A 26,839-nucleotide genomic window follows, 5' to 3' on the forward strand; every position below is an offset into this window, starting at 1 on the left:
GGGCATGCAAACCTTTGTCGTGGGTGGCGCCGTGCGCGATGCGCTGCTGGGCTTGCCCGTGCAGGATCAGGATCATGTCGTGGTCGGCAGCACCCCTGCAGAAATGGAGGCGGCGGGTTTTCGTCGTGTCGGCAAGGATTTTCCTGTCTTCCTGCATCCGGATACCCACGAGGAATATGCGCTAGCCCGCACCGAGCGCAAAACCGCCAAGGGGTACAAAGGATTTGAGGTGCATGCCTCCCCCGATGTCACGCTGGAAGAAGACCTGGCGCGACGCGACCTCACCATCAATGCCATCGCCCGCGCTGAGGATGGCAGCCTGATTGATCCCTACCATGGCAAAACGGACCTGGAGGCGCGCATATTGCGCCATGTCAGCCCGGCATTTGCCGAAGACCCGGTGCGCATCCTGCGGGCCGCACGTTTTGCCGCAAGATTTACCGAATTTACCCTGGCTCCCGAAACCCTGGCCCTGATGCAGCAGATGGTCGCCGATGGCGAGGTCGATGCCCTGGTGCCGGAACGGGTCTGGCAGGAGCTGGCCAAGGGCCTGATGGAGGCTAAGCCTTCGCGCATGTTTGAGATGCTGCGTGCCTGCGGGGCCTTGCAGAGAATATTTCCCGAGCTGGATCGCCTGTGGGGCGTGCCGCAACCAGCCCAGCATCATCCCGAAATCGACACGGGAGTGCATGTCATGATGGTGATTGATTATGCGGCCAGCCAAGGCTATTCATTGCCAGTTCGTTTTGCCGCCTTGACGCATGATCTGGGCAAGGGCACCACGCCGCCGGATATCTGGCCACGGCATATTGGCCATGAGTTGCGCAGCGTGGATCTGCTCAAGGATGTGGTCAAGCGCCTGCGCGTGCCCAACGATTGCCGCGAGCTTGCGCAGCTGGTGGCCAAGTTTCATGGCAAGGTGCATCAGGTTAACGCTATGCGGCCGGATACACTGCTGCACTTTCTGCAGGAGCTGGATGCCTTGCGTCAGCCGACGCGGTTTGACGATTTTCTTAAGGCTTGCGAGTGCGATTCGCGCGGCCGTGCTGGCTTTGAGCACAAAGCTTTTCCTGAAGCGGCTTATCTCAAGCACCTGCTGCAAGCCGTGATGCAGGTGGATGCTGGCGCCATTGCCCGACAGTTTTCCCATCCCGAAGAGATCAAAAATGCGGTATTTGCCGCCAGGCTGAGTGCTTTGCAGGAAGTATTGGCTGTCCGACATTCCTGAAAAACGTCACCATGCGGTGACACTTTCAGGCAAGGCGAGTGAGGCGTACGCTGCCTGTCATTCGCTACACCTTCAATGGAAGCCAATAGCCACGCCACTTGCAAGCAGCATGCACGCAGATTGTTGCGTATCAGGCATGCATCTGGTGCATATTGATCGCGCTTTGTGCATGCCAGCTCGAACACCAACTGGCTAATGCTATAAATCGCCGCATTTAAACGCTTTTTGACGATTTTTTGCCCGAAACCTATGGCTTATGCAAGTTGGCACGCGGATTGCTTTAGTTACACCAAACGTAACTTAAGGAGTCTGCACCATGAAACGAGCACTTGGTACTTCCTTGATCGCCGCGGTTGTTGGTCTTTCTCTCAACCACGCGGCACAAGCAGCAGAAATGCCTGGCAATCAGGCAGTCACTGCCAATTTCAGCATGAATGAGCCGGTGGCTTTGACCGCCAACACCGCTACCTTGCTGGCCATGGCCGATACTGGCCGGGCCGACCGCTTTTCCATGACGGCCATGGCAGATAGCAATATCCGCTTTGATGCGCCAGCCGCGCCTGCCCAGTCCGCGGAGCTGGCTTTGCGGCCAGTTCCTGAGCCCAAGGCAGTGATGCTGCTGACGGGCCTGGGCTTGCTGATGTTTGTGGGTTATCGCCGTTCGCGAATGTAATCAGCCTGTCGGTTCGGATAATAAAAAAGGCGGACATGTTCCGCCTTTTTTATTACCTCTGTTAACAGAGCGTCTGTGCCGACTAAAGCTCAGTTTCAGTTGATCAGTAGCCCGAGTTGCTGCTGTACGAATTCCATGGGTTTGCGCTTGAAGCCGCTCTTGGCGAATTGCTGCCAGCGACCCACGACAAAACACAGCATCAGATTGGCTTTGGCTTCAGGTTGCAGTTCACGCCCAGTCTGGGTTTCTGCAATGCGCAGGCTTTGCTTGAGCGTGGACTCAATGCGATCAAACAGCTGATTGATGCGGGTTTGCAGCGCGTCATCCTCATTCACCAGCGCGTCACCAATCAGTACGCGTGTCATGCCGGGATTTTTTTCCGCGAACAGCAGCAGGATGGTCACAATGCGCTGTGCCTGCTTCATGCCTTCGGTTTCTTCGCTGGTGATTTTGTTGATCAGGCCAAACAGGGTTTGCTCGATGAATTCGATCAGGCCACCAAACATCTGCGCCTTGCCTGCGAAGTGGCGATAAAGCGCCGCTTCAGACACATTCAGGCGAGCAGCCAGAGAGGCGGTGGTAATCTTTTCGCGCTTGGGCGTTTCCAGCATTTTTGCCAGCGTTTCCAGAATCTGTTGTTTGCGTTCTCCAGCCATTGCTCATCCTTGCTAGGTAATAAGGTTAGCGGATTTTAGGGGAAAACGTCGCCGAGTGAAATAGCTGACTGCCTGCTGTTTCTATATTGTGTGACGAGTAAGCGCTAACACGCTGTTTAGTCTGGCAGATACGTAACATGGTTTGTGCAAACGACGTGTAATGTGCACGGTTTTCATGCCCAGGCGACGCGCGGTGCGCAGTGCGGGGAGATTATCTTCGACCATGATGCACTGGCCGGGATGGGCGTGCAGGGTGCGCAGCAAACTCTGAAAACCGCGCACGGAAGGCTTGGGGTGAAAGCGCGTGGACTCGACGCTATGCACAATCTCGAACATGTCTTCCACGCCAATCAGCTTGAGTACGCGCAGAGCGTATTGCATGGGCGCATTGGTGAACACGACTTTGCGCCCGGGCAGGCGCAGCAGGGCATGTCGCAGGCGCTTGGCATGCACCACCATGTCGGGCAGGTTCATCAGTTCGTGGGTGCGCACCAGAAAATGGTAAGGGTCAGTGCCATGATGGCGCATCAGCCCTTTCAGCGTGGCGCCATAAATACGCCAGTAACGCTGGCGCAAGGCATGGGCTTCTGCCTCGCCTAGCGCCAGGGTGTCCATGATGTACTGCGTCATGGCGCGATTCAGGTGCGGGAAGATATGGGCGGACGCGTCGTGCAGCGTGTCGTCCAGATCAAAGATCCAGATAGGGCGCAAAGCGGGCGTCTGGCTTTACTTTGCCTTGATCAGGGTGCCCACCCCTTCATCGGTCAGCACTTCCAGCAGCAGTGCGTGCTCCACCCGGCCGTCGATGATGTGTACCGATTTGACGCCACTGCGCGCGGCATCCAGCGCTGAGCTGATCTTGGGCAGCATGCCGCCGGAAAGGGTGCCATCGGCCACCAGATCGTCAATTTGCTTGGGGGTCAGGCCGGTCAGCAGATTGCCTTCCTTGTCCAGTACGCCAGGCGTATTGGTCAGCAAAATGAGTTTTTCGGCACCAAGGATTTCGGCCAGCTTGCCAGCCACGACATCGGCGTTGATGTTGTAGGTTTCGCCTTCGGTGCCTACGCCGATAGGCGCGATCACCGGAATAAAGTCGCCGCTATCCAGAAACTGGATCAGGCTGGGGTCGATGCCGCTGATTTCCCCGACCTGGCCGATATCGATCATTTCGTCCGGCTTGTCCTTGTTGGGGATCATCAGCTTGTGCGCGTGAATGAAGTTGCCATCCTGTCCGGTCAGGCCGACAGCCTTGCCGCCGTTACGGTTGATCAGATTGACGATTTCCTTGTTGACCTGACCGCCCAGCACCATTTCCACGATATCCATGGTTTCTTCATCGGTGACGCGCATGCCCTGGATGAACTCGCCTTTTTTGCCCAGGCGGTCCAGCAGCTCGTTGATTTGCGGGCCGCCGCCATGCACCACGACGGGGTTCATGCCGACCAGCTTGAGCAGCACGACATCGCTGGCAAAGCATTCCTTGAGGTGCGGGTCGGTCATGGCGTTGCCGCCGTATTTGATGACAATGGTCTTGTCAAAAAAGCGTTTGATGTAGGGCAGGGCTTCCGCGAGGGTCTGGGCTTTTTGCGCGGAGGTGGTGTCGTTCAGCATGTGGTGTCTCGGCGTTGGCAATGCTGTGCATTTTACCTTGAACGGCTGCATTTGAGATGGTGTAATCTTCTAAAAAACAAGGGGTATGGCGATGACGTCTGATATTGAAATTGCGCAACAGGCCAGCATCCTTCCCATGGAGGACATTGCGGCCCGTTTGGGGCTGCCTGTCGAGGCGCTGGAGTTGTATGGCGCCCACAAGGCCAAGATCAATCTGCACAAGCTGCCCGTGCCTGCGGACGCCGCGCAGGGCAGGCTAATACTGGTTAGTGCCATCAGCCCCACCCCGGCTGGCGAAGGCAAAACCACTACTACCATAGGCCTGGGCGATGCTTTGCAGCGCATAGGCAAATCGGTATGCATCTGTTTGCGCGAGCCCTCCATGGGGCCGGTGTTCGGCATGAAAGGTGGGGCGACGGGTGGTGGTCATGCCCAGGTCATGCCGATGGAAGACATCAACCTGCATTTCACTGGCGATTTTGCTGCGATTGCAGCAGCGCACAATCTCCTCGCCGCGCTTATCGATAACCATCTTCATCAGGGTAATGCGCTCGGGCTGGATCTGCGGCGCATTACCTGGCGCCGCGTGCTTGATACCAATGACCGCGCCTTGCGCCATGTCGTGGTCGGGCTGGGCGGCAAGGCCAACGGCTATCCGCGTGAAGACGGCTTTGATATCGTGGTGGCTTCCGAAGTCATGGCGATTCTATGCCTTGCCTCTTCGCTGGCCGACCTCAAGCGCAGGCTGGGCAATATCGTGGTGGGCTATCGCACCGATGGCCAGGCGGTGACGGCGGGGCAATTGCAGGCGCAAGGCGCTATGGCCGTATTGCTGAAAGAAGCGATCAAACCCAATCTGGTGCAGACGCTGGAACATACCCCGGCCCTGATACATGGCGGCCCCTTTGCCAATATTGCCCATGGCTGCAACTCGGTGGTGGCGACGCGGCTGGCATTGCAGCATGCCGATTATGTGGTCACCGAAGCCGGCTTCGGCGCCGACCTGGGGGCCGAAAAATTCATCGATATCAAATGCCGCAAGAGCGGTTTGCGGCCGCATGCCTGTGTGATAGTGGCGACCATACGCGCACTCAAGTACCACGGCGGGCAAGCCCTCTCTGCCTTGCCGCAGGAGAGTCTATCGGCCCTCAAGCAGGGCCTTGCCAATCTGCAGAAGCATGTGGAGAACGTCAGTACGCATTACGGTTTGCCCTGTGTGGTCGCGCTGAACCGTTTTTCGCAGGATACCGAGGCCGAGCTGGCGCTGGTGCAGGCATGTATGGCGGAGCAGGGCGTCAAGGTGGTGCTATGCACGCATTGGGCCGATGGGGGTGCCGGGGCGGAAATGCTGGCGCATGAGGTGGTGCGGCTGGCCGCGGCTGAGTCCGCCATGCGCCTGGTATATGCTGATGAAGACACTCTGTGGGAGAAGCTGCGCAAGCTCGCGACGGCAGTCTATGGCGCTGCGGATATTGCCGCCCAGGCGCAGGTGAAGGCGCAGCTGCAAGCCTGGCAGGATGCCGGCTATGGCCATTACCCTATCTGCGTAGCCAAAACCCCCTATTCTTTCACCACAGATGCGGCGCAACGCGGGGTGCTTGCTGGCCATACGCTGACGGTGCGCGAGGCCAGGCTGTGCGCTGGCGCGGAATTCATTGTGCTGATTTGCGATGGCGTGAATACCATGCCCGGCCTGCCAGCCGAACCCGCTGCCCATCGCATCGATATTGATGACCAGGGGAATGTCAGCGGATTGTCCTAGCCTGAGACCTGCCCATGTCAGCGGGTGGTTTTTTGAATACAGGTATGGGCAGAAAGCCCTGGGAAAAGAAAAGCCCCGACGGTGGGCCAGGGCTGGGGCAGGCAACTTGTGATTGCCTGGGTAACTGCTGCTTGAAGTTAATTAATGGTGAGTTTTCTGGCGCTGGTTGCCGCTTTTTTCGGCAGCGTCAGTTGCAGTACGCCGTCGCGGTATTGGGCTTCGGCGCGACTGTCATCAAGTTCATTCGCCAGCTCAAAGCTGCGCGACAGTTTGCCGTAGTGACGTTCGCTGCGTAGCAGTCGTCCGCCTTCCTTGACATCCTGTTCGCGTCTGGATTCCGCACTGATGGCCACGCGATTGCCATCAATGGTGACGTGGATGTCTTCTTTTTTTACGCCGGGCAGATCAGCATGCACGGTGTAATGGTCGTCGTGTTCTTGCACGTCAATTTTCAATACGGCGGAGCGCTCAGCGCTGACTGGACGGAAAAAGCCCTTGAAGACATCGTCAAACGGATCCAGCGCGTTGACAGTGAAGGGATCGAAACGGGTAAGGTTGGCCATGTTTAATCTCCTTTAATGAGGTTGGGAATTGTGTTCCTGTTGTCATTAATGGGATCGGGCTTTTTGTTTTCAAGCCCCCATCCGTATCTATTTTGCCGCCCAGGTGGCCTGGTTTTTACAGTTGCTTGGTAAATACCTTGGAGCGGCGTTGCAGGTTGTAAAGCTGCTGCCGCTGTTGCGGCAGGGCATTCACATCGCGCTCGATGAATCCTCGTTCTTCAAACCAGTGCTCGGTATGGGTGGTTAGGACAAATACCGATTTCAGGCCTTGCTCTTTGGCAATGCTTTCGCAGTATTGCAGCAGCCGGTCGCCACGTCCGCCACGGCGATAGGCGTGATGCACCGCCATGCAGGCGAGCTCTGCGGTTTTTTCTTCCGGGAAGGGGTAAAGCGCCGCGCAGCCGATAATGCGGCCATCGTGTTCCATGACATGAAAGCGGCTGATTTCCATCTCCAGCCGTTCACGGCCACGCCGCACCAGCACGCCTTCGGCTTCCAGTGGCTCGATCAATTGCAATATGCCGCCCACATCGCTGATTTCTGCTTCGCGCATGGATTCCAGCGGCTGCTCGGTCACCATGGTGCCTATGCCGTCATAGGTAAATAGCTCTTGCAGGATGGCACCATCAATATGGCGGCTGATCAGGTGGGTGCGGGCTACGCCCTGATCACAGGCGCGGACGGCGGCCGGCAGGTAATACGCTTCATCTTCACTGAAATTCTGTGCGCCGCTGCCCTGCGTGTTGTTTTCCACATTGCGCAGCAGGTTTTTGGCTTTAAGTGCCGTCATTTCACGCAGCAGTTCGCCGCGCACGTTGTGTACGCCGTTGGCATCCATCAGAAAGATCAGCTTGTCTGCGTCCAGGGCGGCGGCGGCGCTCACGGCCACGTCTTCCAGCGTCAGGTTGAATACTTCGCCGGTTGGGGAGTAACCCAGCGGCGACAGCAGCACCAGTTCGCCGTCGTCCAGCCGCTTCTGGATGCCAATCGCATCGACTTTGCGCACGGTGCCGGTGTGTTGCAAATCCACGCCATCGCGCACGCCCAATGGTCGTGCCGTGACAAAATTGCCGCTGGCAACGCGGATATCCGAGCCAGCCATCGGGGAGTTGACGATACCCATGGAGAGCTGGGCCTCGATTTCTACCCGAATCGCGCCATTGGCTTCTTTTACAGCTTCCATGGCTTGCGCATCGGTCACCCGCAGGCCGTTGACCAGGCGGGTTTCGATGCGGGCTCGTTTCAGGCGCGATTCGATCTGGGGCCGGGCGCCATGCACCAGCACCAGCCGCACTTCCAGGCTGGCGAGCAGGTTGAGGTCGTGCGACAGGGCGGTAAACTGCCCGTCTTCAACGACTTCGCCACCAAAGGCGATCACAAAGGTCCGGCCGCCAAAGGCGTGAATATAGGGTGCGGCCGAGCGGAACCAGCGCACAAAATCCTGGGGGTGCTGCATGGGACGCGGTGTCGTCGCGGGGGTGGTGGCCGTGTCGGCTTGCGCGTATAGCTGGGCGGGTGTGCAGTCCAGCGCATGACAAAGCTTGCGCAGCATGGACTCGGAAACGCCTTGCGCGCCGCGCTCGATGCGGGAGAGATTGCCGCTGTCCGTGCCTACATTGGCTGCGAGGGTTTGCAGGGTGAGCGCGAGTGTTTTGCGCCGTTTGCGGATGGCTTGGCCCAGTGACATGGCGGTGTCCTTTTATGTAATGCGCAGACTTTATATAAATTTTGCGTAATTTGCAATTAATGAAATGGGTCTGTCTTGCCGAGAGTCAAGGGCGATGCTATAAACAGCCTTGATTCGCCTTCATTCCAATAACATCAATATCGGTGGCTTCATGATCAGATCCCTGCTTGCCCGACTGCCGCGCACGGCCACAGCGCCTTTTTGTCCGTCCGAAGTGCGTGGCACGGTTCAACTGGCCCCTGGGCTACCCTTCTGGAAAAAGCTGCTGAAATTCGCTGGCCCCGGTCTTCTGGTCGCAGTGGGGTATATGGATCCGGGCAATTGGGCAACGGATATCGAGGCTGGTTCCAAATATGGCTATGCGCTGCTTTTCGTGATTTTAAGCTCCAGCCTGATTGCCATTTTCCTGCAGGGCTTGTGCATACGCTTGGGCATCGCCAGTCGTCGCGATCTGGCACGCTTGTGCCGTGAGCACTACAGCCGCCCGGTCAATCTCACTTTGTGGGCCATGGCGGAGCTGGCGATTATTGCCTGCGATCTGGCGGAGGTGCTGGGCGCGGCCCTGGCGCTGCATCTGCTGTTTGGCTGCTCGATTCTGACGGGGGTGGTGCTGACGGCCTTTGATACGCTGATAGTCCTCGGTCTCAAGGGCAAAGGCTTCCGTCAGGTGGAGGCAATCGTGCTGGGGCTGATCATGACCATCAGCTTGTGCTTTGTAGTGCAACTCTGGCTGGTGGGGCCCGATTTTGCCGCCGCCGCTGCGGGCCTGGTGCCATCGGGCGCCGCCTTGCACGATGCTGAGGCGCTTTACCTTGCCATCGGCATTCTGGGGGCGACGGTGATGCCGCATAACCTCTACCTGCATACCTCCATCGTGCAAACACGTGTGGTGAGCGATCACCCGGCTGACAAGCGCGAGGCCATACAGCTTTCTACGATTGATACCGTGGTGTCGCTCAGCCTGGCCTTTTTCGTCAATGCGGCAATTCTGGTGCTGGCGGCCGCGGCTTTTCACGCCAACGGCCACAGTGATGTGGCCGATATTCAGGATGCCCACCAGTTGCTGAGTCCGGTGCTGGGCACGGCTGCTGCTGGCGTGTTGTTTGGCCTGGCCTTGCTGGCGGCCGGGCAAAGCTCCACGCTGACCGGCACGATAGCGGGGCAGGTGATCATGGAAGGGTTTCTTGATCTCAAGATTCCCTGCTGGCAACGCCGTCTGATTACCCGGGGTCTGGCGCTCATCCCCGCGTTTATCGGGGTGTCGTTGTGGGGTGAGGGGGCGGTGGGCAAGTTGCTGGTGCTCAGCCAGGTGGTGCTGAGCTTTCAGCTGCCGTTTGCCATTTACCCATTGATGCGGCTCGCCAGCAACCGCAAGGTCATGGGGGAATTTGCCATCGGCTGGATGAGCCAGGCGCTGGCGTGGTTTCTGTTCCTGATGATTTCCGCGCTGAATGCCTGGCTGGTGTTTCGGTTTTTTGTGGCTTAAAAATCACCCCATACTGTATTGATGGCAGCAAGCGCAGCAAGGGCGGCGGTTTCTGTGCGCAGGATGCGCGGGCCTAGCTGTACTCCGGTAAAGCCCTGCGAGGCGGCCATGGCAATCTCTTCGCTGGTCAGCCCGCCCTCGGGGCCAATCAGCAGGCATATGGGGCCCTGGGGGATAGGGAGGTCTTGCAGGCGTGAGCTTGCCAGCGGGTCTAGCGTAATGCGCGTAGCAAACGGCGGGGCGCTTGCCAGCCATTTTGCCAGCGAGGTTGCTTGCCCGACCTCGGGCAGAAAGGCGCGGCCGGATTGTTCGCAGGCCGAGATGGCGACGTTTTGCCAGTGTTCGCGACGCTTGTCTGCCCGGTCGCCGTTGAGCTTCACCACACTCCGCTGGCAACTGATGGGCTGAATGGCGTGAATGCCGAGCTCTACCGATTTCTGTATCGTGAAATCCATGCGGTCGCCTGCTGAAATGCCCTGTGCCAATGTGATCTTCAGCCTGGACTCATTGCTGACGGCGACAGCCTGCCCGGTTTTTACGATAACTTCATTTTTGCGGATCGTTTCGATTTCGGCGCTGTAATCATGCCCATCGCCATTGAATAAACGCAGGGCATCGCCCACCTGCAGGCGCAGTACCTTGATAGCATGGTTGGCGGCGGTGGCTGGCAGGGTGATCGAGCTGTTGCTGCTCAATGGCACATCGGAGAAAAAGCGGGGGCTGGACATAAGAGCCTAAGTGAATGTTAGTATTGCGGATTATTTTAAAAGATCGGCTTGCTGGCGGCGAGTTTTTATCGGGTATGCACGAGACTTTGCGCGCATTCAGTGGAAGAGCGCATATCTCCACCCGACATGCAGGCGAGCGGATCAAGGCAAGATAGGAGCAGTCGGTAAAAATGGCAAGCGTAAATCCCCCGGTATGTGACTTCGGCTGGAAGGCACCTGACTTCAGTCTGCCTGACGCGGATGGGCGAATCTGGACTCTGGCAGATATTCGCGGTGAGCGTGGCACACTTGTCATGTTCATCTGTAATCATTGCCCCTATGTGCAATCCATACGCCAGCGGCTGGTGAATGATGTGCGTGAATTGCAGGCGCAAGGCATCAATACGATTGCCATCCAGTCCAATGATATTGTCGCTTACCCGGAGGATGGTCCGGAGCGCATGCGAGAAGTAGCCGCTGAGTACGGTTTTTGCTTCCCATACGTTATTGATGAGAGTCAGGATGTCGCTCGTGCTTATGGGGCGGTGTGTACGCCTGATTTCTTTGGCTTTAATGCCGACCTCGAGCTGCAGTATCGCGGGCGTTTTGATGCATCGCGCAAGGAGCTTGCACCAGAGAGTAGCAGGGATTTATACCGCGCCATGGCGCAAATTGCGGCCACAGGTCAGGGGCCACGTGAACAAATTGCCAGTATAGGCTGCTCACTCAAATGGAAAGAGTGAGTCATTTAATAAAAGCTTGAGCTTGTATATTCCTCCATTAATTACTGAATCTGCATTGTATTCGCCCACCATTCAAGGGGTGCTAGCCAAGCTGATCGCACTTACCAGCGAACGCGATGTCAACGCGCTGGAGATTTCGCTCGCCCATGCCTTGTTTGAACTGGTAGCACCTGGAGCAGTTGCCATATACAAGCTTGAGGATGTCCATAGCAAGAAATTCGCCCTTACCGTGATGGAAGGGGGCGATGTCCCCAGCGCTCAGATTCCTGCCGATTTGCAGCATATGCTGGAGCAGTGTGTCGCCACTGGTCAGCGTCAGCAATACGTGCGGCAAGATGGTGAAACCGTCACGCTTTATCCTGTGAGCTGTGCCAAAAACAAGCCGTTGGCCGTGATTGGCGTTACCGCACCCGAAGTCGCCGGTTTCGACCAGATCACCGGCATGCTGCTGCAGGTGTATCAGAACTTCATCGCGCTGATTAATGATAACGAGCAGGACACCCTGACCGGGCTGCTTAATCGCAAGACCTTCGAGCACAAGGTCAACAAGGTGGTGACCCGCGTGCAAAACCGGCATCAGCGCGAAGACGATGCGCTGGGCCTGCACTATTACATGGCGATTTTTGACATTGACCATTTCAAGCTGGTGAATGACCGCTATGGCCATTTGCTGGGGGATGAGGTGCTGTTGCTGTTCGCGCAACAAATGACTTACAGCCTGCGCGATCACGATCTGCTGTTCCGCTTTGGCGGCGAAGAGTTTGTCGCCATTTTTGAATGCCATGATCAGCAAGAAATGCAGATGGTGCTGGATCGTTTCCGCGAGCGCGTCGCCGAATTCGAGTTTCCGCAGGTGGGCCGTATCACCGTGAGTGCCGGCTATACCGAGATCATGGCCTACGATGTTTCCTCACATATCATCGACCGGGCAGATGTCGCTTTGTATTATGCCAAGCATCATGGCCGCAACCGGGTTTGCAATTATGAGCGGCTGGTGGCAGAGGGCGCTCTCGAAAACAAGCGAAACGAAGGGGGAGTAGAGCTTTTCTAGTCCTTTTGATTAAACGGCGGTATTGCTCAAAAGTGGGTTCTAAGGAATAATTAGGCACTGAACGCGTACCGCAGCAACAACGTTATATAGCGTACATTCCCTGCATCAGGGGATTTCCAAAAGAATTTGAGGTAAGGCTTCTAGCCGGCTGAGACGGCCGGGTAGATGCCTTTTTTCTCTTTAACCGTGGGAGATTTTAATGGCAACTCGTGTAGATTTAGCAAACGCCATCCGTGCGCTTTCGATGGACGCCGTCCAGAAAGCCAACTCGGGGCACCCAGGCGCGCCTATGGGTATGGCGGAAATTGCAGAAGTAGTGTGGAACCACAACCTGAGCCACAACCCGACCAATCCTCAATGGGCTAACCGCGATCGCTTCGTGCTGTCCAATGGTCACGGCTCTATGCTGATTTACTCCCTGCTGCACCTGACTGGTTACGATGTGTCCATCGACGACATCAAGACATTCCGTCAATTGCATTCCAAGTGTGCAGGTCACCCTGAATACAGCTACGCTCCTGGCGTAGAAACCACCACTGGTCCTCTGGGCCAGGGTATTGCCAACGGCGTTGGTTTCGCCATGGCAGAAAAGCTGCTGGCCAGCCAGTTCAACAAGCCAGGCCACGACATCGTTGACCACTACACTTACGTGTTCCTGGGCGACGGCTGTATGATGGAAGGCGTTTCTCACGAAGCTTGTGCACTGGCCGGTACCTGGGGTCTGGGCAAGCTGATGGCATTCTGGGATGACAACGGCATCTCCATCGACGGCCACATTGAAGGCTGGTACACCGATGACACCGCCAAGCGTTTTGAAGCTTACGGCTGGCACGTTCAGTCTGTAGACGGTCATGACTCTGCTGCGATCCAGGCTGCTATCGACGCTGCCAAGAAGGTGACTGACAAGCCATCGCTGATCTGCTGCAAAACCATCATCGGCAAGGGTTCTCCAAACAAGTCCGGCAGTCATGACTGCCACGGTTCCGCACTGGGTGACGCTGAAGTGGCTGCTACTCGCGCCAACATCGGCTGGAACCACGAGCCATTCGTAATCCCTGCTGACGTATACGCAGGCTGGGATGCCAAGGCCAAGGGTGCTGCTGCCGAGTCTGCATGGGACGCCAAGTTCGATGCATACGCCAAGGCTTTCCCAGCAGAAGCCGCTGAATTCAAGCGCCGCATGGCAAATGAACTGCCAGCAAACTGGAAGGAAGCGACCACCAAGATGATCGCCGACTTCAACGAAAAGGCAGAAGGCGTTGCCAGCCGCAAGGCCTCGCAAAACGTTATCGGCGCTCTGGCTCCACTGCTGCCAGAATTCCTCGGCGGTTCCGCTGACTTGACCGGCTCCAACCTGACCAGCACTGGCAGCTTCGTGCACGTGGATGGCAAGAAGCCAGGTAACTACATCTCCTACGGTGTACGTGAATTCGGTATGGCTGCGATCATGAACGGTATGGCACTGCACGGTGGCTTGCTGCCATTTGGCGGTACTTTCCACATGTTCTCCGACTACATGAAGAACGGCATGCGTATGTCCGCGCTGATGAAGCAACGTGTTGTTTACGTGCTGACTCACGACTCTATCGGTCAAGGCGAAGACGGCCCAACTCACCAACCAGTGGAAAACACCTCCGGTCTGCGTTACATCCCACGCATGAACGTATGGCGTCCTGCTGATGCCACTGAAACTGCCGTGGCATGGGTAGCGGCTGTTGAGCGTACCGATGGTCCAACCAGCCTGGTGCTGAGCCGTCAGAATCTGCCTGGCATCAAGCACGATGCTGCGCAAATTGACCTGATCCGCAAGGGTGGTTATGTATTCTCCGACGTGGCTGGCAAGGCTGATGTGATCATCATCGCCAACGGTTCCGAACTGGATCTGGCGATCAAGGCTGCTGCTGAGCTGAATGCAGCTGGTACCAAGGTGCGTGTGGTTTCCATGCCATCTACCAACGTATTCGACGCACAAGACCAGGCTTACAAGGACAGCGTGCTGACCCCAGGCGTGAAGCGTGTTGCAGTGGAAGCTGCTCACCCTGACTTCTGGCGCAAGTATGTTGGCCTGGAAGGTGCTGTGGTCGGTATCGACACCTTCGGCGAGTCCGCTCCTGGCGGCGTGCTGATGAAGCACTTCGGTTTCACGGTTGAAAATGTTGTGAAAACCGTAAAATCCGTACTGTAATAGTGTGTAGTTAAGTCAAAGGGAGCCAGTCTAGTGTTGGCTCCCTTTTTCTTTATCAGGGAAAGGAAAGACAAATGGCAATCAGGGTTGGTATCAATGGATTTGGCCGCATTGGCCGTATGGTGTTTCGTGCAGCAGCTCAGCATTTCACCGATATTGAAGTAGTCGCGATCAATGATCTGCTGGAGCCGGACTATCTGGCATACATGCTGAAGCATGATTCCGTGCACGGCAAATTCAAGGGTGATGTCGCTGTTGAAGGCAATCATCTGGTGGTGAACGGCAAGACAATCCGCCTGACCGCCGAAAAAGATCCGGCCAACCTCAAGTGGGACGAGGCCGGTGTGGATATCGTGATCGAATGTACTGGCTTCTTCCTGACCAAGGAAACCTGCCAGAAGCATATCGATGCGGGCGCCAAAAAAGTGGTGCAATCGGCTCCTTCCAAGGACGATACCCCCATGTTTGTCTATGGCGTTAACCATGCCAGCTACCAGGGCGAAGCGATTGTGTCGGCAGCTTCCTGCACCACGAATGGCCTGGCGCCGGTTGCCAAGGTGCTGAACGATGCCTTCGGCATCAAGCGTGGCCTGATGACTACGGTACACGCTGCCACGGCAACGCAGAAAACCGTCGATGGCCCATCTAATAAGGATTGGCGCGGCGGCCGCGGCATTCTGGAAAACATCATTCCTTCGTCCACTGGCGCTGCCAAGGCGGTGGGCAAGGTGATTCCTGCCTTGAACAAAAAGCTGACAGGCATGGCTTTCCGTGTGCCAACCTCGGATGTATCCGTGGTGGACCTGACCGTGGAACTGGAAAAAGAGACCAGCTACGAGCAAATCTGCGCTGCGATGAAAGCCGCGGCTGAAGGCGAACTGAAGGGTGTGCTGGGCTATACCGAAGAAAAAGTGGTGTCCACCGATTTCCGTGGTGAAACCTGCCCATCGGTATTTGATGCTGATGCTGGCATTCAGCTTGACCCGACCTTTGTCAAAGTCGTGGCCTGGTACGACAACGAGTATGGCTACACCTGCAATCTGATGCGCCTGGTGCAGCACGTCGCTAAATAAGGAGCTGGGCATGAAAGTCATCAAAATGACCGACCTGGACCTTAAGGGTAAAAAGGTACTGATTCGTTCTGATCTCAATGTGCCGGTCAAGGACGGCAAAGTGACCTCGGATGCCCGCATTACCGCATCCATGGCCACTATCGAGCACGCGCTGCAGGCGGGTGCCAAGGTCATGGTGACGTCTCATCTGGGGCGTCCGGAAGAGGGCGTGTATTCTGAGGAGAACTCGCTCAAGCCGGTTGCCGATGTCATTGCTGCCAAGCTTGGCAAGCCTGTGCGCCTGATCAAGGACTGGGTGGATGGCGGTTTTGACGTGGCCGACGGTGAACTGGTGCTGCTGGAAAACTGTCGCTTTAACAAGGGCGAGAAGAAGAATCTCGACGAAACGTCACAAAAATACGCCAAGCTGTGCGATGTCTTTGTGATGGATGCCTTTGGTACCGCGCACCGCGCAGAAGCTTCCACGCATGGCGTTGCAAAATTTGCGCCCGTGGCTGCTGCAGGCATTCTGCTGGTAGAGGAACTGGATGCGCTGGGCAAAGCCCTGCTCTGTCCGGCCCGGCCCATGGTGGCGATTGTCGGTGGTTCCAAGGTGTCGACCAAGCTGACCGTGCTGGAAAGCCTGGCTGAAAAAGTGGACCAACTGGTGGTGGGTGGCGGCATTGCCAATACCTTCCTCAAGGCTACCGGACATGAAGTCGGCAAGTCCCTGTGTGAAGATGATCTGGTGCCCACAGCCAAGGCGCTGATCGACAAAATGTCCGCACGTGGTGCAGCCGTGCCGATTGCCGTTGATGTAGTTGTCGGCAAGCAATTCGACGCCGACGAGCTTGCGGTGCTGAAAGACGCGAGTGACGTGGCCGCAGACGAGATGATTTTTGATATTGGCCCGAAATCTGCTGAGGAATTGGCGGAGATCATCATGAATGCCGCCACCGTGGTCTGGAATGGCCCGGTAGGGGTGTTCGAGTTTGACCAGTTTGGTGAAGGTACCAAACGCATCGCGGAAGCCATTGCCCAGACCAAGGCGTTTACCCTGGCGGGCGGTGGCGACACCATTGCCGCGATTCAGAAGTATGATATCTATGACAAGGTGTCCTATATTTCAACGGCCGGTGGCGCTTTCCTGGAGTTTCTGGAAGGCAAACCGCTGCCAGCAGTTGAAATTCTGGAGGCACGCGCACGCGGTTAAGCCGATACGCGGGTATTCAGTAAAAAGGGGCGCTCGCGCCCCTTTTTTTATGGGCAGCCGTTATTTGTAATCTGGTTTCAGGTGGCAGCGTTTGCGGTCTGCAGACGATGGCCATTTCAGGAGGTAGCAATGGAATTACGCAGAACCAAGATCGTAGCGACGCTGGGGCCGGCCTCCAGTGAGCGTGAAGTGCTGGAACGCATGCTGGATGCCGGGGTGGATGTGGTGCGACTGAATTTTTCGCATGGGCAGGCGGCAGACCATATTGCCCGGGCAGAGCTGGTGCGGGAGCTGGCGCGTGCGCGGCGGCGCTCGGTGGGCGTGCTGTGCGATTTGCAAGGCCCCAAAATCCGTATTGGCAAGTTTGCCGATGGCAAGGTACTGCTGCGGCCAGGTGATAATTTCATTCTGGATGCGGATTGTCCCTTGGGCGATCAATCGCGCGTGGGCCTGGATTACAAAACCCTGCCACAAGAGGTCGTCACGGGCACGGTGCTGCTGCTGGACGATGGCCGTATCGTACTCACCGTGGATTCAGTAGAGGGTAGTGCGGTCTATTGCACAGTCAAGGTGGGTGGCCTGCTATCCAATAACAAAGGCATTAATCGCTTGGGCGGGGGCTTGGCAGCCGAAGCGCTGACGGAAAAAGACCGCGAGGACATCAAGACCGCTGCTGCCCTGAGCGCCGACTATATCGCCATCTCGTTTCCACGCAGCGGGGCGGATGTCGAACTGGCGCGACAATTGGTGCAAGAAGCAGGCGGCCATGCCCATATTGTCGCCAAGATCGAACGGGCAGAAGCGATACCTGCCCTGGAAGAAATTGTGGATGCCGCCGATGTCATCATGGTAGCGCGCGGAGATCTGGGCGTGGAAGTGGGCGATGCCGTGGTGCCCGGCTTGCAGAAACGCATGATCCGGCTGGCGCGCGCCAAGAACAAGCTGGTGATTACTGCCACGCAGATGATGGAATCCATGATCCTCAACCCCATCCCAACTCGGGCCGAGGTGTCGGATGTGGCGAATGCCGTGCTGGATGGCACCGATGCGGTCATGCTGTCGGCAGAAACCGCGGCCGGCCAGTTTCCGGTGGAAGCAGTATCAGCCATGCATCGCGTATGCAAGGAAGCGGAGAAAGAATACTACGACGACAGCGTGCGACGCCTGGGACGTGATACCTTTGATGAAATCGATGAAGCGATTGCCATGGCCACCAGTTACAGCGCACGGCATTTCAACGTGAAGGCGATAGCCGCACTGACGCAGTCAGGCAAGTCGGCCATCTGGTTATCGCGTGCCAACAACAATGTGCCCATCTATGCGCTGACGCCAGAGCAAAACACGCGGCGCAAGCTGACGCTGTGCCGTGGGGTCTACCCTTATCGCATGGAGGTGGGCAGTCATGATATTGACCGTATTCTGTTTGATGCGGAAGAAGAGCTGGTCTCGCGTGGTGTGGTGACCAATGGCGATTATATTTTGCTGACCTTTGGCCAGCCCATCGGCAAGGCTGGCAGCACCAACACCATGAAACTTGTCCAAGTAGGGGAACATCGCCAAAGTTAGGAGTTTGCCATGGCACTCATTACTCTTAGGCAGGCACTGGATCACGCGGCCGAATATGGCTACGCCCTGCCTGCGTTCAACGTCAATAATCTGGAGCAGATACAGGCGGTCATGCAGGCCGCCGATGCGGTGGATAGCCCAGTCATCCTGCAAGCCAGCGCGGGGGCTCGTAAATACGCAGGCGAGATCTTCCTGCAGCATCTGGTGCTGGCCGCGATTGAAACCTACCCGCATATTCCTGTGGTTATGCATCAGGATCACGGTGCCTCGGCCGATGTATGTGTGCAGGCCATACGGCTGGGCTTTTCCAGTGTGATGATGGATGGCTCGCTGCGTGAAGATGCTTCTACCCCTGCAAATTTTGCCTACAACGTGGAAGTGACGCGTCGGGTAGTGGATATTGCCCATGCCGTTGGCGTGTCCGTGGAGGGCGAGCTGGGGGTGCTGGGTTCACTGGAAACCGGCATGGCAGGCGAGGAAGATGGGGTTGGTGCCGAAGGCCACCTGGACCACAGTCAGTTGCTAACTGACCCGGAAGAGGCTGCCGACTTTGTACGATTTACCAATGTGGATGCACTGGCGATTGCCATTGGTACTTCGCATGGCGCCTATAAATTCAGTCGGCCACCCAGCGGCGACATTCTTGCCATCGAGCGCATCCGTGAGATTCATGCACGCCTGCCCAACACCCATCTTGTCATGCACGGGTCATCCTCGGTACCGCAGGAGTGGCTGCAACTGATCAATGCCCATGGTGGCGAGATTCCCGAAACCTATGGTGTCCCAGTGGAAGAGATTGTGCAGGGCATACGGCATGGCGTGCGCAAGGTGAATATTGATACCGATCTGCGCATGGCGTTTATTGGGTCGGCGCGGGAATTTCTGCATGGTGGACAGCACAATCGCGAGCTTGATCCGCGCAAGCTGCTGACGGCTGCCACGCAGGGCATGGCCAGTATCTGTCGGGCACGCTTTGAGGCATTCGGCTCAGTGGGTCAGGCATCGCGAATCCGGCCTGTGGCCTGTGCCGAGATGGCCCGCCGCTATCGGCAAGGTGAGTTAACCGCGCTGGTACAGCCTCGCCAGGGTGTGTGATGCTCGCGTAAGTGCTTGCTTATCTGCATATCGTGCGGGTGTGGTTGTCATGTAAAATAGCGCTCAGGCCAGCATGGCTGGATTCATTTGATGAATCTGGCGTAGTCATGGCATATAAGACAATATCAGGTAAAAACCTTGGGGAGCGCCAGCATGAAACCAAATAAATTTAGCAGCCTGGGCCAGTATGGCCTGGGCATTGTCGAGCAGGTCGTATTGATCGTGATTGCACTGGCGACCGTGGTGGCGACCTATCAGCAGATTGCCCATATCTGGCAGGCCTGGGCAGTCACAGTGGGCGATTTGCTCCTGCTGTTCCTCTACCTTGAGGTCATGACCATGCTCAACCATTACCTGGGCTCGGGCAAGCTGCCAGTGCGCTATCCACTCTACATCGGCATTATTGCCCTGGCGCGCTATCTGGTACTGGATATCAAGGAGCTGGATGCCTGGCGCATTTTTGCCGTCTCGGCCTCCATCCTGCTCATTGCCATGGCGATTTTGCTGGTGCGTTACGGCCATGTGCGCTTCCCCTATACCGATGGCACGGATCTGCAATCCAAATAGGACCGTGATTCAGATAACCATGCCAGCACACCGCATTAACGCATATTGATTAAGGAATCCGTTTTGACAGCACCTCTCATGCGATCCAGCATTAACAGCCTGCCCCTGATCAATCAGGGCAAGGTCAGGGATATTTACGACATCGACGACAAGACCATGCTGCTGGTGACGACTGATCGCCTGTCGGCTTTCGATGTGATTTTGCCAACGCCGATTCAGGACAAAGGCGCCGTGCTGACCCAGATTGCCAATTTCTGGTTTGATAAGCTGGGGCATATTGTTCCCAATCACCTGACCGGCATTGCCCCGGAAAGCGTGGTGTCAGACCCGGCGGAAAAAGCCCAGCTGGCGCGTCGTGCGCTGGTGGTCAAAAAACTGAAGCCGCTGCCGATCGAAGCCATTGTGCGCGGCTATCTGGTGGGTTCCGGCTGGAAAGAATACAAAGCCTCGGGCACCGTATGCGGCATCGCCCTGCCAGCGGGTTTGCAAGAAGCTTCACCATTGCCACAGCCACTGTTCACTCCATCCAGCAAAGCCGAGATGGGTGACCATGACGAAAATATCACGCTGGAAAAATGCGCCCAGCTGCTGGGCAAAGAGCTGGCCGAAAAAGTGGCCCGCATCAGCATTCAGCTCTATACCGAAGCCGCTGCCTATGCGCTGACACGCGGCATTATCATTGCCGACACCAAGTTTGAGTTTGGCCTGGATGCGGCTGGCGAGCTTTATCTGATTGATGAAGCGCTCACGCCGGATTCCTCGCGTTTCTGGCCTGCCGAGCAATATGCCGTAGGCAGCAACCCACCCAGCTTCGACAAGCAATATGTGCGCGACTGGCTCGAATCCACTGGCTGGAACAAGGTTGCGCCTGGCCCTGAGTTACCCGCTGACGTTGCGCAGAAAACCGCGGACAAGTACCGCGAAGCCTATCGCAAACTGACGGGCAGCGAGTTGCCCAGCTGAAGCAGAAGCTGAAACAGCTTGCCACCACGCTCAAGGCCGAGTTTCAGGTCTACAAGCGTGTGCTGGCGCATCCGAAGACGCCACTGGCAGCCAAGGCATTGCTATGGTTGGCCCTGGCGTATCTGGTGATGCCGTTTGACCTGATACCTGATTTTATTCCTGTTATCGGCCAGCTCGATGAGCTGATCATCATCCCCGGTCTGGTGTACCTGGCACTTCGCCTTATCCCATCCTGGGTGGTTGAAGAGTGCCGGGCACAATTGAAGAAAGAAACCTGCATGACGGATTTTCAGAAGTTGATCGATGGTTATCGTCGTTTTCACGATAACTACTTCGTGACGGACGAGCAGCAACTGTTTGCTGAACTGAGTCAGGGCCAGAAGCCCAGCACGCTGGTGATTGCCTGTTCAGATTCCCGTGTCGATCCGGCCATCGTGCTGGATTGCAAGCCTGGCGATTTGTTCGTGGTGCGTAATGTGGCGAATCTGGTCCCTCCCTATGAGCAGGGCGGCGGTTACCACGGGGTGAGTGCGGCGCTGGAGTTTGGTGTCAGCGCGCTGGAGGTGCAACACATCATCGTGTTGGGGCATAGGCAGTGCGGTGGTATCAAGGCCCTGTTTGAAGGCATTCCAGAAGGAATGGACGGCGAATTCATCAAGCCTTGGGTCGGCATGGCGAAGCGGGCGGCCGACCGGGTCAATGCCGAGCATGGCCATGAGACGGCAGATGACAAGCTGTGCGCCTGCGAGATGGCGGCCATTGTGGTTTCGCTGGAAAACCTGCAAACCTTCCCCTTCATACGCACCCGTATTGAGCAGGGGCTTATCAAGCTGCACGGCTGGTATTTCGATATCATCAACGGCGAGATGAAAGCCTATAACGCCGATCAGCTCAAATTCGAGACGCTGGTTTAAAATAACAACTGAATCACCCTATTTTTGATAAAAGGATCAAGTAATGTCACTGAACAATGTGCCAGCAGGCAAGGATATCCCCAACGACTTCAACGTCATCATCGAAATCCCGATGCGTGGCGAGCCGATCAAATTTGAAGTGGATAAAGAGTCCGGCGCCGTTTTCGTGGATCGTTTCATGGGCACTTCCATGCACTACCCCTGTAACTACGGATACATCCCTCACACTCTGGCCGAAGATGGTGACCCGACCGACGTGCTGGTGATTACCCCTATTCCTTTGCAGCCTGGCGTGGTGATTCGTTGCCGCCCGATTGGCATGCTGACCATGGAAGACGACGGCGGCGTGGATGCCAAGGTGCTGGCCGTGCCTGTTGATAAAGTCTGCCCGCAGTACAAGGATGTAAAAAGCTATCACGACATTCCTGAGTTCCAGTTGGCACCTATCTCCCACTTCTTTGAGCACTACAAGGATCTGGAAAAGGGCAAATGGGTCAAGGTGGGTGGCTGGGTGGGCACCGATGAAGCCAAGACAGAAATCCTGGCCAGCGTGGCACGCTACAGCAAGTAATCTCTGCTTAAGCTTTCAATAAAAACGGCGCCTTATGCGCCGTTTTTTATTGTCCGCGAGGCATGTGCCAGGCTGGCTTACCAGTGTATGGGCGTTTGCCCCCACTCGGCCAGCACAGCGTTGGTCTGGCTGAATGGTCGGCTGCCAAAAAATCCGCGATGCGCGGAAAGCGGCGATGGGTGAACGGATTCGATGATGCGGTGCTGCGGGGCGATCAGGGACTTATGGCGTTGCGCATGGCTGCCCCAGAGGATGAATACCAGAGGCTGCTCACGCTGGCCCAGCCAGGTCATCAGCTTTTCAGTAAACGCATGCCAGTAGGCCGCATGCGCGCCAGCTTCGCCGCCGCGCGTCGTCAGCGAGGCATTCAGCAGCAGCACGCCCTGCTTGCTCCAGTTGCTGAGGTTGCCGCCTTCAATATGCGCTTCGCCAATATCGCTCGCCAGTTCCTTGAGGATATTGCGCAGAGACGGCGGTGGGCGCACACCTTCAGGCACGGAAAAAGCCAGGCCATGCGCCTGCTGTATGCCATGGTCCTCCCCGTGATAGGGATCCTGGCCGAGAATGACGACGCGCACCTCTTGCGGGTTTACTGCGCGCAATGCCTCAAACCACAGGCCGGGCCGCGGACGTATATCGGTTTCATCACGCAGTTGCTCGCGAATGCTGGCATATTGCTGTGCCAGTTCTGGTAGTCGCTCGGCCCAGGTGGATGGGATGGTTTCAGGGGAATGCATGATGACTCCGGCAGGGCGGGTGGCGGGCAGGCAAGCTTACTCGCCGATTTGCAGCAGCAATCCGCGGCGGCGAGCTGCGCGGAAATAGCCCAGAAAGGCCGCGATGCCACCACCCAGATACAGAATATTCAGCAATATGGCATTGACCAGATAATGCATATTGAAGGTGCCCTGCAATAGCAGCTCGCGCATGCCTTCAAACACATGGCTCGCTGGCAAGGCCCAGGCTACTGGCTGCAGCCAGTGCGGCAAGGTGGCGACAGGGTAATAAATGGCGCACAAGGGCTGAATGGCAAACACAGCAATCCAGGCCACACTCTCGGCACCCAGGCCATAGCGCAAGACGATGCCGGAAACCAGCAAACCCACGGCCCAGCCCATGGCGATCAGGTTGAAAAAGAAGGCGATGAGCGGCAGCCCCATGTCAAAGATGTTGTAATGGAACAGCGGGATCGCCACCAGGGCTGCACCGCCTATGCCGATCAGGGTGCGGATCAGGCTCATGACGATCAGCGCCGAGACCATTTCATAAGGGCGCAGGGGGCTGACAAAAAGATGCCCCAGGTTGCGTGACCACATCTCTTCCATGAATACCAGGGCTATGCCCAGTTGGCTGCGAAACAGCACATCCCACAGCAGCACCGCAGAGAGCAGAATGCCGGCAGCCTGCGCCACGTAATGGCTGTTTTCCTTGAGGAACAGGGTGATGAAGCCCCACAGAATCATCTGCACGGTAGGCCAGTAGACCATTTCCAGCACGCGCGGCCAGGAGGTGCGCATGAGGTAAAGATGGCGCAGCACAATGGCGCCGATGCGGCGTGGTGAATAATGAATATCTTGTTTGCTCATTGTGGGGCGCGGTCCCGTGCGATATCGATAAAGACCTCTTCCATGGAGGTGCGGCCGTAGCGTGCCAGCAGGGCGTCGGGCGAACCGGTGTCGACGACTTTGCCTGCGCGCAGCATGATCACATCGCTGCACATGCGCTCGACTTCGGTCATGTTGTGCGATGCGAGCAATATGCTGGCGCCGGTGCGTTGCTGGTATTGCTCCAGGTGCGTGCGTATGGCATCGGCGGTGTCCGGGTCCAGCGAGGCGGTCGGCTCATCCAGCAGCAGGACTTCCGGTTCATTGATCAGCGACTTTGCCAGAGAAACGCGGGTTTTCTGTCCTGCGGAGAGTTTGCCGTAAGGCCGGTCCAGCAGCTGGCTGAGGTTCAGATCTTCTGCCAGTTTGGCAATGCGTTGCTTGAGCGCGGGCAGGCGATAGAGATGGCCAAATACCGTCAGGTTTTGCCGCACGGTGAGGCGCTGAGGCAAATCGACGTAAGGCGATGAGAAATTCATGCGATGCAATAGGCGGTGCCGGTGTTTCAGCATGTCTTCGCCCAGTATGCGGATATTGCCACTGCTGGGCAGCAGCAATCCCAGCAGCATGGCGATGGTGGTCGTCTTGCCCGCGCCATTACCACCGAGTAATGCCGTGGTCACTCCGCGTCGAGCGGTGAAATCCAGCCCATTGATCGCGGTGACCTGATCGAAGTGCTTGTACAGGCCACTGACTTCAATGACGTTGTCTTTGCTGGTATCAAGGCTCATGCTGCATCCCCGCTCATATGACTTTCCACAGCATGTTGAGTCCGAGTGCCAGCAGCAGGCAGGCGAACAGGCGGCGCAGTATCGGCGTCGGCAGGCGATGTGCCAGGGCCGCGCCCCAGGGGGCGGTGATAATGCTGGCCAGTGCTATACCCGCCAGCGCAGGCAGGTAGATGAAGCCCAGGCTGTTGGCGGGCAAGCCGGGCACACTCCAGCCGGTGTAGATATAGCCTATGGTTCCCGCCAGGGCAATCGGCAGGCCGATGGCGGCTGAGGTACCAATCGCGCGCTTCAAAGGCACATTGCAATAATGCAGATAAGGTACGGATACCGTGCCACCGCCTATCCCCACCAGACTGGAGATAAACCCGATAACAATGCCCATGAAGCCATTTAGCCAGCGGCCAGGCACCCGGCTCGCCTGGTTGGGGCTGAGCTTGAACAGCATCTGGCAAGCCACAGCTGTGAGGAAAACCGCAAAAATCGCTTGCAAGGCATGGCTATGTATCTGGGCAACGATCAGGCTGCCGAGCAAGGTGCCAAGGACGATGGTGGGGGCCAGTTGCCTGACCAGGGGGAAGTCCACATTGTCCTTGCGATGATGGGCGCGGGCAGATGACAGCGAGGTAAACACAATGCTGGCGAGCGAAGTGCCCAGCGCAATGTGCATGATATGACTTTCGGGGAAACCCAGGCCTGCAAACAGATAAGCGAGGATGGATACAATGACTACGCCGCCGCCTATGCCGAAAAGGCCAGACAGCACGCCGGTTGCAGCACCTGCTGCCAGATAGTACAAAAATTCCATAGTTTGATCAGAACTTGCGTTAAGAGATTAGTTTCAGAAGGGAGAGGGCCGGGCTTATTTTTCTGCCCGGCTGATCAGTCGGCTGAGCGCTTCCCCCAGCGGGGAACCTTTGAGTTTCTGTGCCAGATCATCCAGGTTTTCTGCGGCTTGCGCGCTCAATGTGCGCAGTATTTTGGGTGTTTCCCGCGTGCCAGATTGCACTTGCACTTCCACCCGAATTGAAGTAACTTCAACCCCTTGCTTTTGCAGCCCACTGATTAAAGTTGGCAATAAAAGCTTCAGTCTTGCCGCAATTGCGCCGTTATGGGCATATACGGTCAAGCGCTTGTGCTTGATGACACCGGGTTGCGTATAGCGCGCCAGCTGAGCAGGCACCACAGCATTCCAGGCATTTTTAGAGGCAGTCAAACTGTCCGACAAGCTGGTCAATGCTTCGAGATTGGCATTATCTTTGAATAACGCGTTCAGCTTGCGCATGCCGATGGGCTCTCAAAGGGGAATTGCGTGAATATCATTATTGTCTCTGACACAATGGCAAAACCCAGGGTTCTCACTCTGGGGCAAGTCGTACTATTTCTGGCGCTTTTGATAGCAGGCATAGCCCTGCTCACATCCCTCCTTATTCTGCCACAGGCAGATGGCAAGCACCATGGCGTCAAGGCGCTTATTCCGGCGGCCTTGCACCTTGTTTCCCCCAATACCCAAGAACATATTGATGCCCTGGCCATGCAGCTGGGTGAATTGCAGGCGCGCATGATGCGACTGGATGCCACCAGCGAGCGCCTCTCCGGCATGGCGGGGATCTCGCCATCCACTCCTGAAGAAGCGCAGCCCGAACCTGGGCGCGGCGGCCCTGAAGTACGCGCGTACGGACTGGATGTCCCGCAGTTGCAGGAGAAGATATCCGAGCTGCTGTTCGAGATGGAGCGCAAGCAGGACCAGCTGAGTGCCATTGAGGCATTCATGATGCAGCAGAGCGTGCAGAAAAATGCTTTCCCCAATGGCCATCCCGTCAATGGCGCTTATAACTCTTCAAGTTACGGTTGGCGTCTGGACCCCTTCAGCGGCAGGATGGCCTTTCATGAAGGCCTGGATTTTACCTCTGAGGTAGGTACGCCCATTTACGCGGCGGCAGGTGGCCTTGTCACGACGGCAGAGCAGACGCCCGATTATGGTAAAATCGTCAAGATTGACCATGGTGCAGGTTTTGAGACCCGATATGCCCACGCCTCAGAATTATTGGTAAAGGTGGGTGACCGGGTTGAAAAAGGCCAAATGATCGCCAGAGTAGGTACTACAGGACGTTCTACCGGTGCGCATTTGCATTTTGAAGTTCGCCTGAATGGCGCACCGCTGGATCCCAGGAAATATTTGCTGAATTAAGTCGTCCATCATGGGTGGATGCG

At 56.7% G+C, this 26,839-nt stretch carries 27 protein-coding genes; 16 read left to right on the forward strand and 11 right to left on the reverse strand.

Annotated elements, in window-relative coordinates; genetic code table 11:
- The first annotated feature begins 4 nt into the window (after nt 1-4).
- Both FNL37_RS13010 and FNL37_RS13015 read left to right on the forward strand, forming a co-directional pair.
- The gene (locus FNL37_RS13010) at nt 5-1,228 is read left to right on the forward strand and encodes a multifunctional CCA addition/repair protein (protein WP_159356423.1); all 1,224 of its coding nucleotides are present in this window, start codon (nt 5-7) and stop codon (nt 1,226-1,228) included.
- A 316-nt stretch (nt 1,229-1,544) separates the two neighbouring features.
- The gene (locus tag FNL37_RS13015; protein ID WP_159356424.1) at nt 1,545-1,901 is read left to right on the forward strand and encodes a PEP-CTERM domain protein; all 357 of its coding nucleotides are present in this window, start codon (nt 1,545-1,547) and stop codon (nt 1,899-1,901) included.
- 95 nt (nt 1,902-1,996) lie between these two features.
- On the opposite strand, the gene slmA is transcribed toward FNL37_RS13015, so the two are convergent.
- The 3 genes from slmA to argB form a co-directional block, all read right to left on the reverse strand.
- A complete protein-coding gene (gene slmA / locus FNL37_RS13020) occupies nt 1,997-2,557 on the reverse strand; it encodes a nucleoid occlusion factor SlmA (RefSeq protein WP_015829376.1) in 561 nt (186 codons plus the stop codon).
- Between the two features lie 81 nt (nt 2,558-2,638).
- The gene (locus tag FNL37_RS13025; RefSeq protein WP_159356425.1) at nt 2,639-3,268 is read right to left on the reverse strand and encodes a pyrimidine 5'-nucleotidase; all 630 of its coding nucleotides are present in this window, start codon (nt 3,266-3,268) and stop codon (nt 2,639-2,641) included.
- Between the two features lie 15 nt (nt 3,269-3,283).
- Nucleotides 3,284-4,168: an acetylglutamate kinase gene (argB, locus tag FNL37_RS13030; protein WP_013441302.1), complete on the reverse strand. Its 885-nt coding sequence runs from the start codon at nt 4,166-4,168 to the stop codon at nt 3,284-3,286.
- A 91-nt stretch (nt 4,169-4,259) separates the two neighbouring features.
- Here argB and FNL37_RS13035 point away from each other — a divergent pair, with 91 nt between their 5' ends.
- Nucleotides 4,260-5,930, forward strand: a complete 1,671-nt coding sequence (locus tag FNL37_RS13035; protein WP_159356426.1) for a formate--tetrahydrofolate ligase — start codon at nt 4,260-4,262, stop codon at nt 5,928-5,930.
- Between the two features lie 137 nt (nt 5,931-6,067).
- Here FNL37_RS13035 and FNL37_RS13040 read toward each other — a convergent pair whose 3' ends face one another.
- Both FNL37_RS13040 and argA read right to left on the reverse strand, forming a co-directional pair.
- Nucleotides 6,068-6,493, reverse strand: coding sequence for an Hsp20/alpha crystallin family protein (locus FNL37_RS13040; RefSeq protein WP_013441304.1), 426 nt, complete (start codon nt 6,491-6,493; stop codon nt 6,068-6,070).
- A gap of 115 nt (nt 6,494-6,608) precedes the next feature.
- Complete coding sequence (gene argA, locus FNL37_RS13045) at nt 6,609-8,180, reverse strand: amino-acid N-acetyltransferase (protein ID WP_013441305.1); 1,572 nt, start codon at nt 8,178-8,180, stop codon at nt 6,609-6,611.
- A 151-nt stretch (nt 8,181-8,331) separates the two neighbouring features.
- Here argA and FNL37_RS13050 point away from each other — a divergent pair, with 151 nt between their 5' ends.
- Nucleotides 8,332-9,666 (forward strand): Nramp family divalent metal transporter, encoded by a 1,335-nt coding sequence (locus tag FNL37_RS13050; protein ID WP_159356427.1) that lies wholly within the window; start codon nt 8,332-8,334, stop codon nt 9,664-9,666.
- On the opposite strand, the gene FNL37_RS13055 is transcribed toward FNL37_RS13050, so the two are convergent.
- A complete protein-coding gene (locus FNL37_RS13055; RefSeq protein ID WP_159356428.1) occupies nt 9,663-10,394 on the reverse strand; it encodes a 16S rRNA (uracil(1498)-N(3))-methyltransferase in 732 nt (243 codons plus the stop codon). The two genes, FNL37_RS13050 and FNL37_RS13055, sit on opposite strands and share 4 nt — an antisense overlap.
- Nucleotides 10,395-10,564: 170 nt before the next feature.
- On the opposite strand from FNL37_RS13055, the gene FNL37_RS13060 reads away from it, so the two are divergent.
- The 11 genes from FNL37_RS13060 to ppa all read left to right on the forward strand — a co-directional run bounded on the left by FNL37_RS13060 (nt 10,565) and on the right by ppa (nt 22,293).
- Nucleotides 10,565-11,116 (forward strand): thioredoxin family protein, encoded by a 552-nt coding sequence (locus FNL37_RS13060; protein WP_159356429.1) that lies wholly within the window; start codon nt 10,565-10,567, stop codon nt 11,114-11,116.
- Nucleotides 11,117-11,171: 55 nt separating this feature from the next.
- A complete protein-coding gene (locus tag FNL37_RS13065; RefSeq protein WP_013441309.1) occupies nt 11,172-12,167 on the forward strand; it encodes a GGDEF domain-containing protein in 996 nt (331 codons plus the stop codon).
- A 199-nt stretch (nt 12,168-12,366) separates the two neighbouring features.
- Nucleotides 12,367-14,352: a transketolase gene (tkt, locus tag FNL37_RS13070; protein WP_015829382.1), complete on the forward strand. Its 1,986-nt coding sequence runs from the start codon at nt 12,367-12,369 to the stop codon at nt 14,350-14,352.
- 74 nt (nt 14,353-14,426) lie between these two features.
- Nucleotides 14,427-15,425, forward strand: coding sequence for a type I glyceraldehyde-3-phosphate dehydrogenase (gene gap / locus FNL37_RS13075; RefSeq protein WP_013441311.1), 999 nt, complete (start codon nt 14,427-14,429; stop codon nt 15,423-15,425).
- A gap of 10 nt (nt 15,426-15,435) precedes the next feature.
- The gene (locus FNL37_RS13080) at nt 15,436-16,617 is read left to right on the forward strand and encodes a phosphoglycerate kinase (protein ID WP_159356430.1); all 1,182 of its coding nucleotides are present in this window, start codon (nt 15,436-15,438) and stop codon (nt 16,615-16,617) included.
- A 129-nt stretch (nt 16,618-16,746) separates the two neighbouring features.
- Nucleotides 16,747-18,183 carry a pyruvate kinase gene (gene pyk / locus FNL37_RS13085; protein WP_159356431.1) on the forward strand — a complete coding sequence of 479 codons (1,437 nt, stop codon included), beginning with the start codon at nt 16,747-16,749 and terminating at the stop codon, nt 18,181-18,183.
- 9 nt (nt 18,184-18,192) lie between these two features.
- Nucleotides 18,193-19,278 (forward strand): class II fructose-bisphosphate aldolase, encoded by a 1,086-nt coding sequence (gene fba, locus FNL37_RS13090; RefSeq protein WP_159356432.1) that lies wholly within the window; start codon nt 18,193-18,195, stop codon nt 19,276-19,278.
- A gap of 153 nt (nt 19,279-19,431) precedes the next feature.
- A complete protein-coding gene (locus FNL37_RS13095) occupies nt 19,432-19,845 on the forward strand; it encodes a phosphate-starvation-inducible protein PsiE (RefSeq protein WP_159356433.1) in 414 nt (137 codons plus the stop codon).
- Between the two features lie 63 nt (nt 19,846-19,908).
- Nucleotides 19,909-20,808 carry a phosphoribosylaminoimidazolesuccinocarboxamide synthase gene (locus tag FNL37_RS13100; protein WP_159356434.1) on the forward strand — a complete coding sequence of 300 codons (900 nt, stop codon included), beginning with the start codon at nt 19,909-19,911 and terminating at the stop codon, nt 20,806-20,808.
- A gap of 59 nt (nt 20,809-20,867) precedes the next feature.
- Nucleotides 20,868-21,722, forward strand: a complete 855-nt coding sequence (locus FNL37_RS13105) for a carbonic anhydrase (RefSeq protein WP_148211139.1) — start codon at nt 20,868-20,870, stop codon at nt 21,720-21,722.
- A gap of 43 nt (nt 21,723-21,765) precedes the next feature.
- A complete protein-coding gene (gene ppa / locus FNL37_RS13110; protein WP_159356435.1) occupies nt 21,766-22,293 on the forward strand; it encodes an inorganic diphosphatase in 528 nt (175 codons plus the stop codon).
- A 77-nt stretch (nt 22,294-22,370) separates the two neighbouring features.
- On the opposite strand, the gene FNL37_RS13115 is transcribed toward ppa, so the two are convergent.
- Genes FNL37_RS13115 through FNL37_RS13135 form a run of 5 tightly spaced genes read right to left on the reverse strand, consistent with a single transcriptional unit; the run spans nt 22,371 to nt 25,910 of the window.
- Nucleotides 22,371-23,030 (reverse strand): uracil-DNA glycosylase, encoded by a 660-nt coding sequence (locus FNL37_RS13115; protein ID WP_159356436.1) that lies wholly within the window; start codon nt 23,028-23,030, stop codon nt 22,371-22,373.
- Nucleotides 23,031-23,066: 36 nt separating this feature from the next.
- Nucleotides 23,067-23,879 carry an ABC transporter permease gene (locus FNL37_RS13120; protein ID WP_013441320.1) on the reverse strand — a complete coding sequence of 271 codons (813 nt, stop codon included), beginning with the start codon at nt 23,877-23,879 and terminating at the stop codon, nt 23,067-23,069.
- On the reverse strand, nt 23,876-24,628 hold the full coding sequence (locus FNL37_RS13125; RefSeq protein ID WP_015829391.1) for an ABC transporter ATP-binding protein: 753 nt from the start codon (nt 24,626-24,628) through the stop codon (nt 23,876-23,878). The genes FNL37_RS13120 and FNL37_RS13125 overlap by 4 nt, the downstream gene beginning before the upstream one ends.
- A 13-nt stretch (nt 24,629-24,641) precedes the next feature.
- The gene (locus tag FNL37_RS13130) at nt 24,642-25,433 is read right to left on the reverse strand and encodes a sulfite exporter TauE/SafE family protein (RefSeq protein ID WP_159356437.1); all 792 of its coding nucleotides are present in this window, start codon (nt 25,431-25,433) and stop codon (nt 24,642-24,644) included.
- Nucleotides 25,434-25,487: 54 nt separating this feature from the next.
- Nucleotides 25,488-25,910, reverse strand: a complete 423-nt coding sequence (locus FNL37_RS13135; RefSeq protein WP_013441323.1) for a DciA family protein — start codon at nt 25,908-25,910, stop codon at nt 25,488-25,490.
- Nucleotides 25,911-25,937: 27 nt separating this feature from the next.
- Between FNL37_RS13135 and FNL37_RS13140 the strand changes: the two genes are divergently transcribed.
- Complete coding sequence (locus FNL37_RS13140; RefSeq protein WP_013441324.1) at nt 25,938-26,816, forward strand: M23 family metallopeptidase; 879 nt, start codon at nt 25,938-25,940, stop codon at nt 26,814-26,816.
- Nucleotides 26,817-26,839: the final 23 nt, after the last annotated feature.

Source organism: Methylovorus glucosotrophus, assembly GCF_009858335.1.
In the GTDB taxonomy this organism is placed as follows: Bacteria; Pseudomonadota; Gammaproteobacteria; order Burkholderiales; family Methylophilaceae; genus Methylovorus; species Methylovorus glucosotrophus.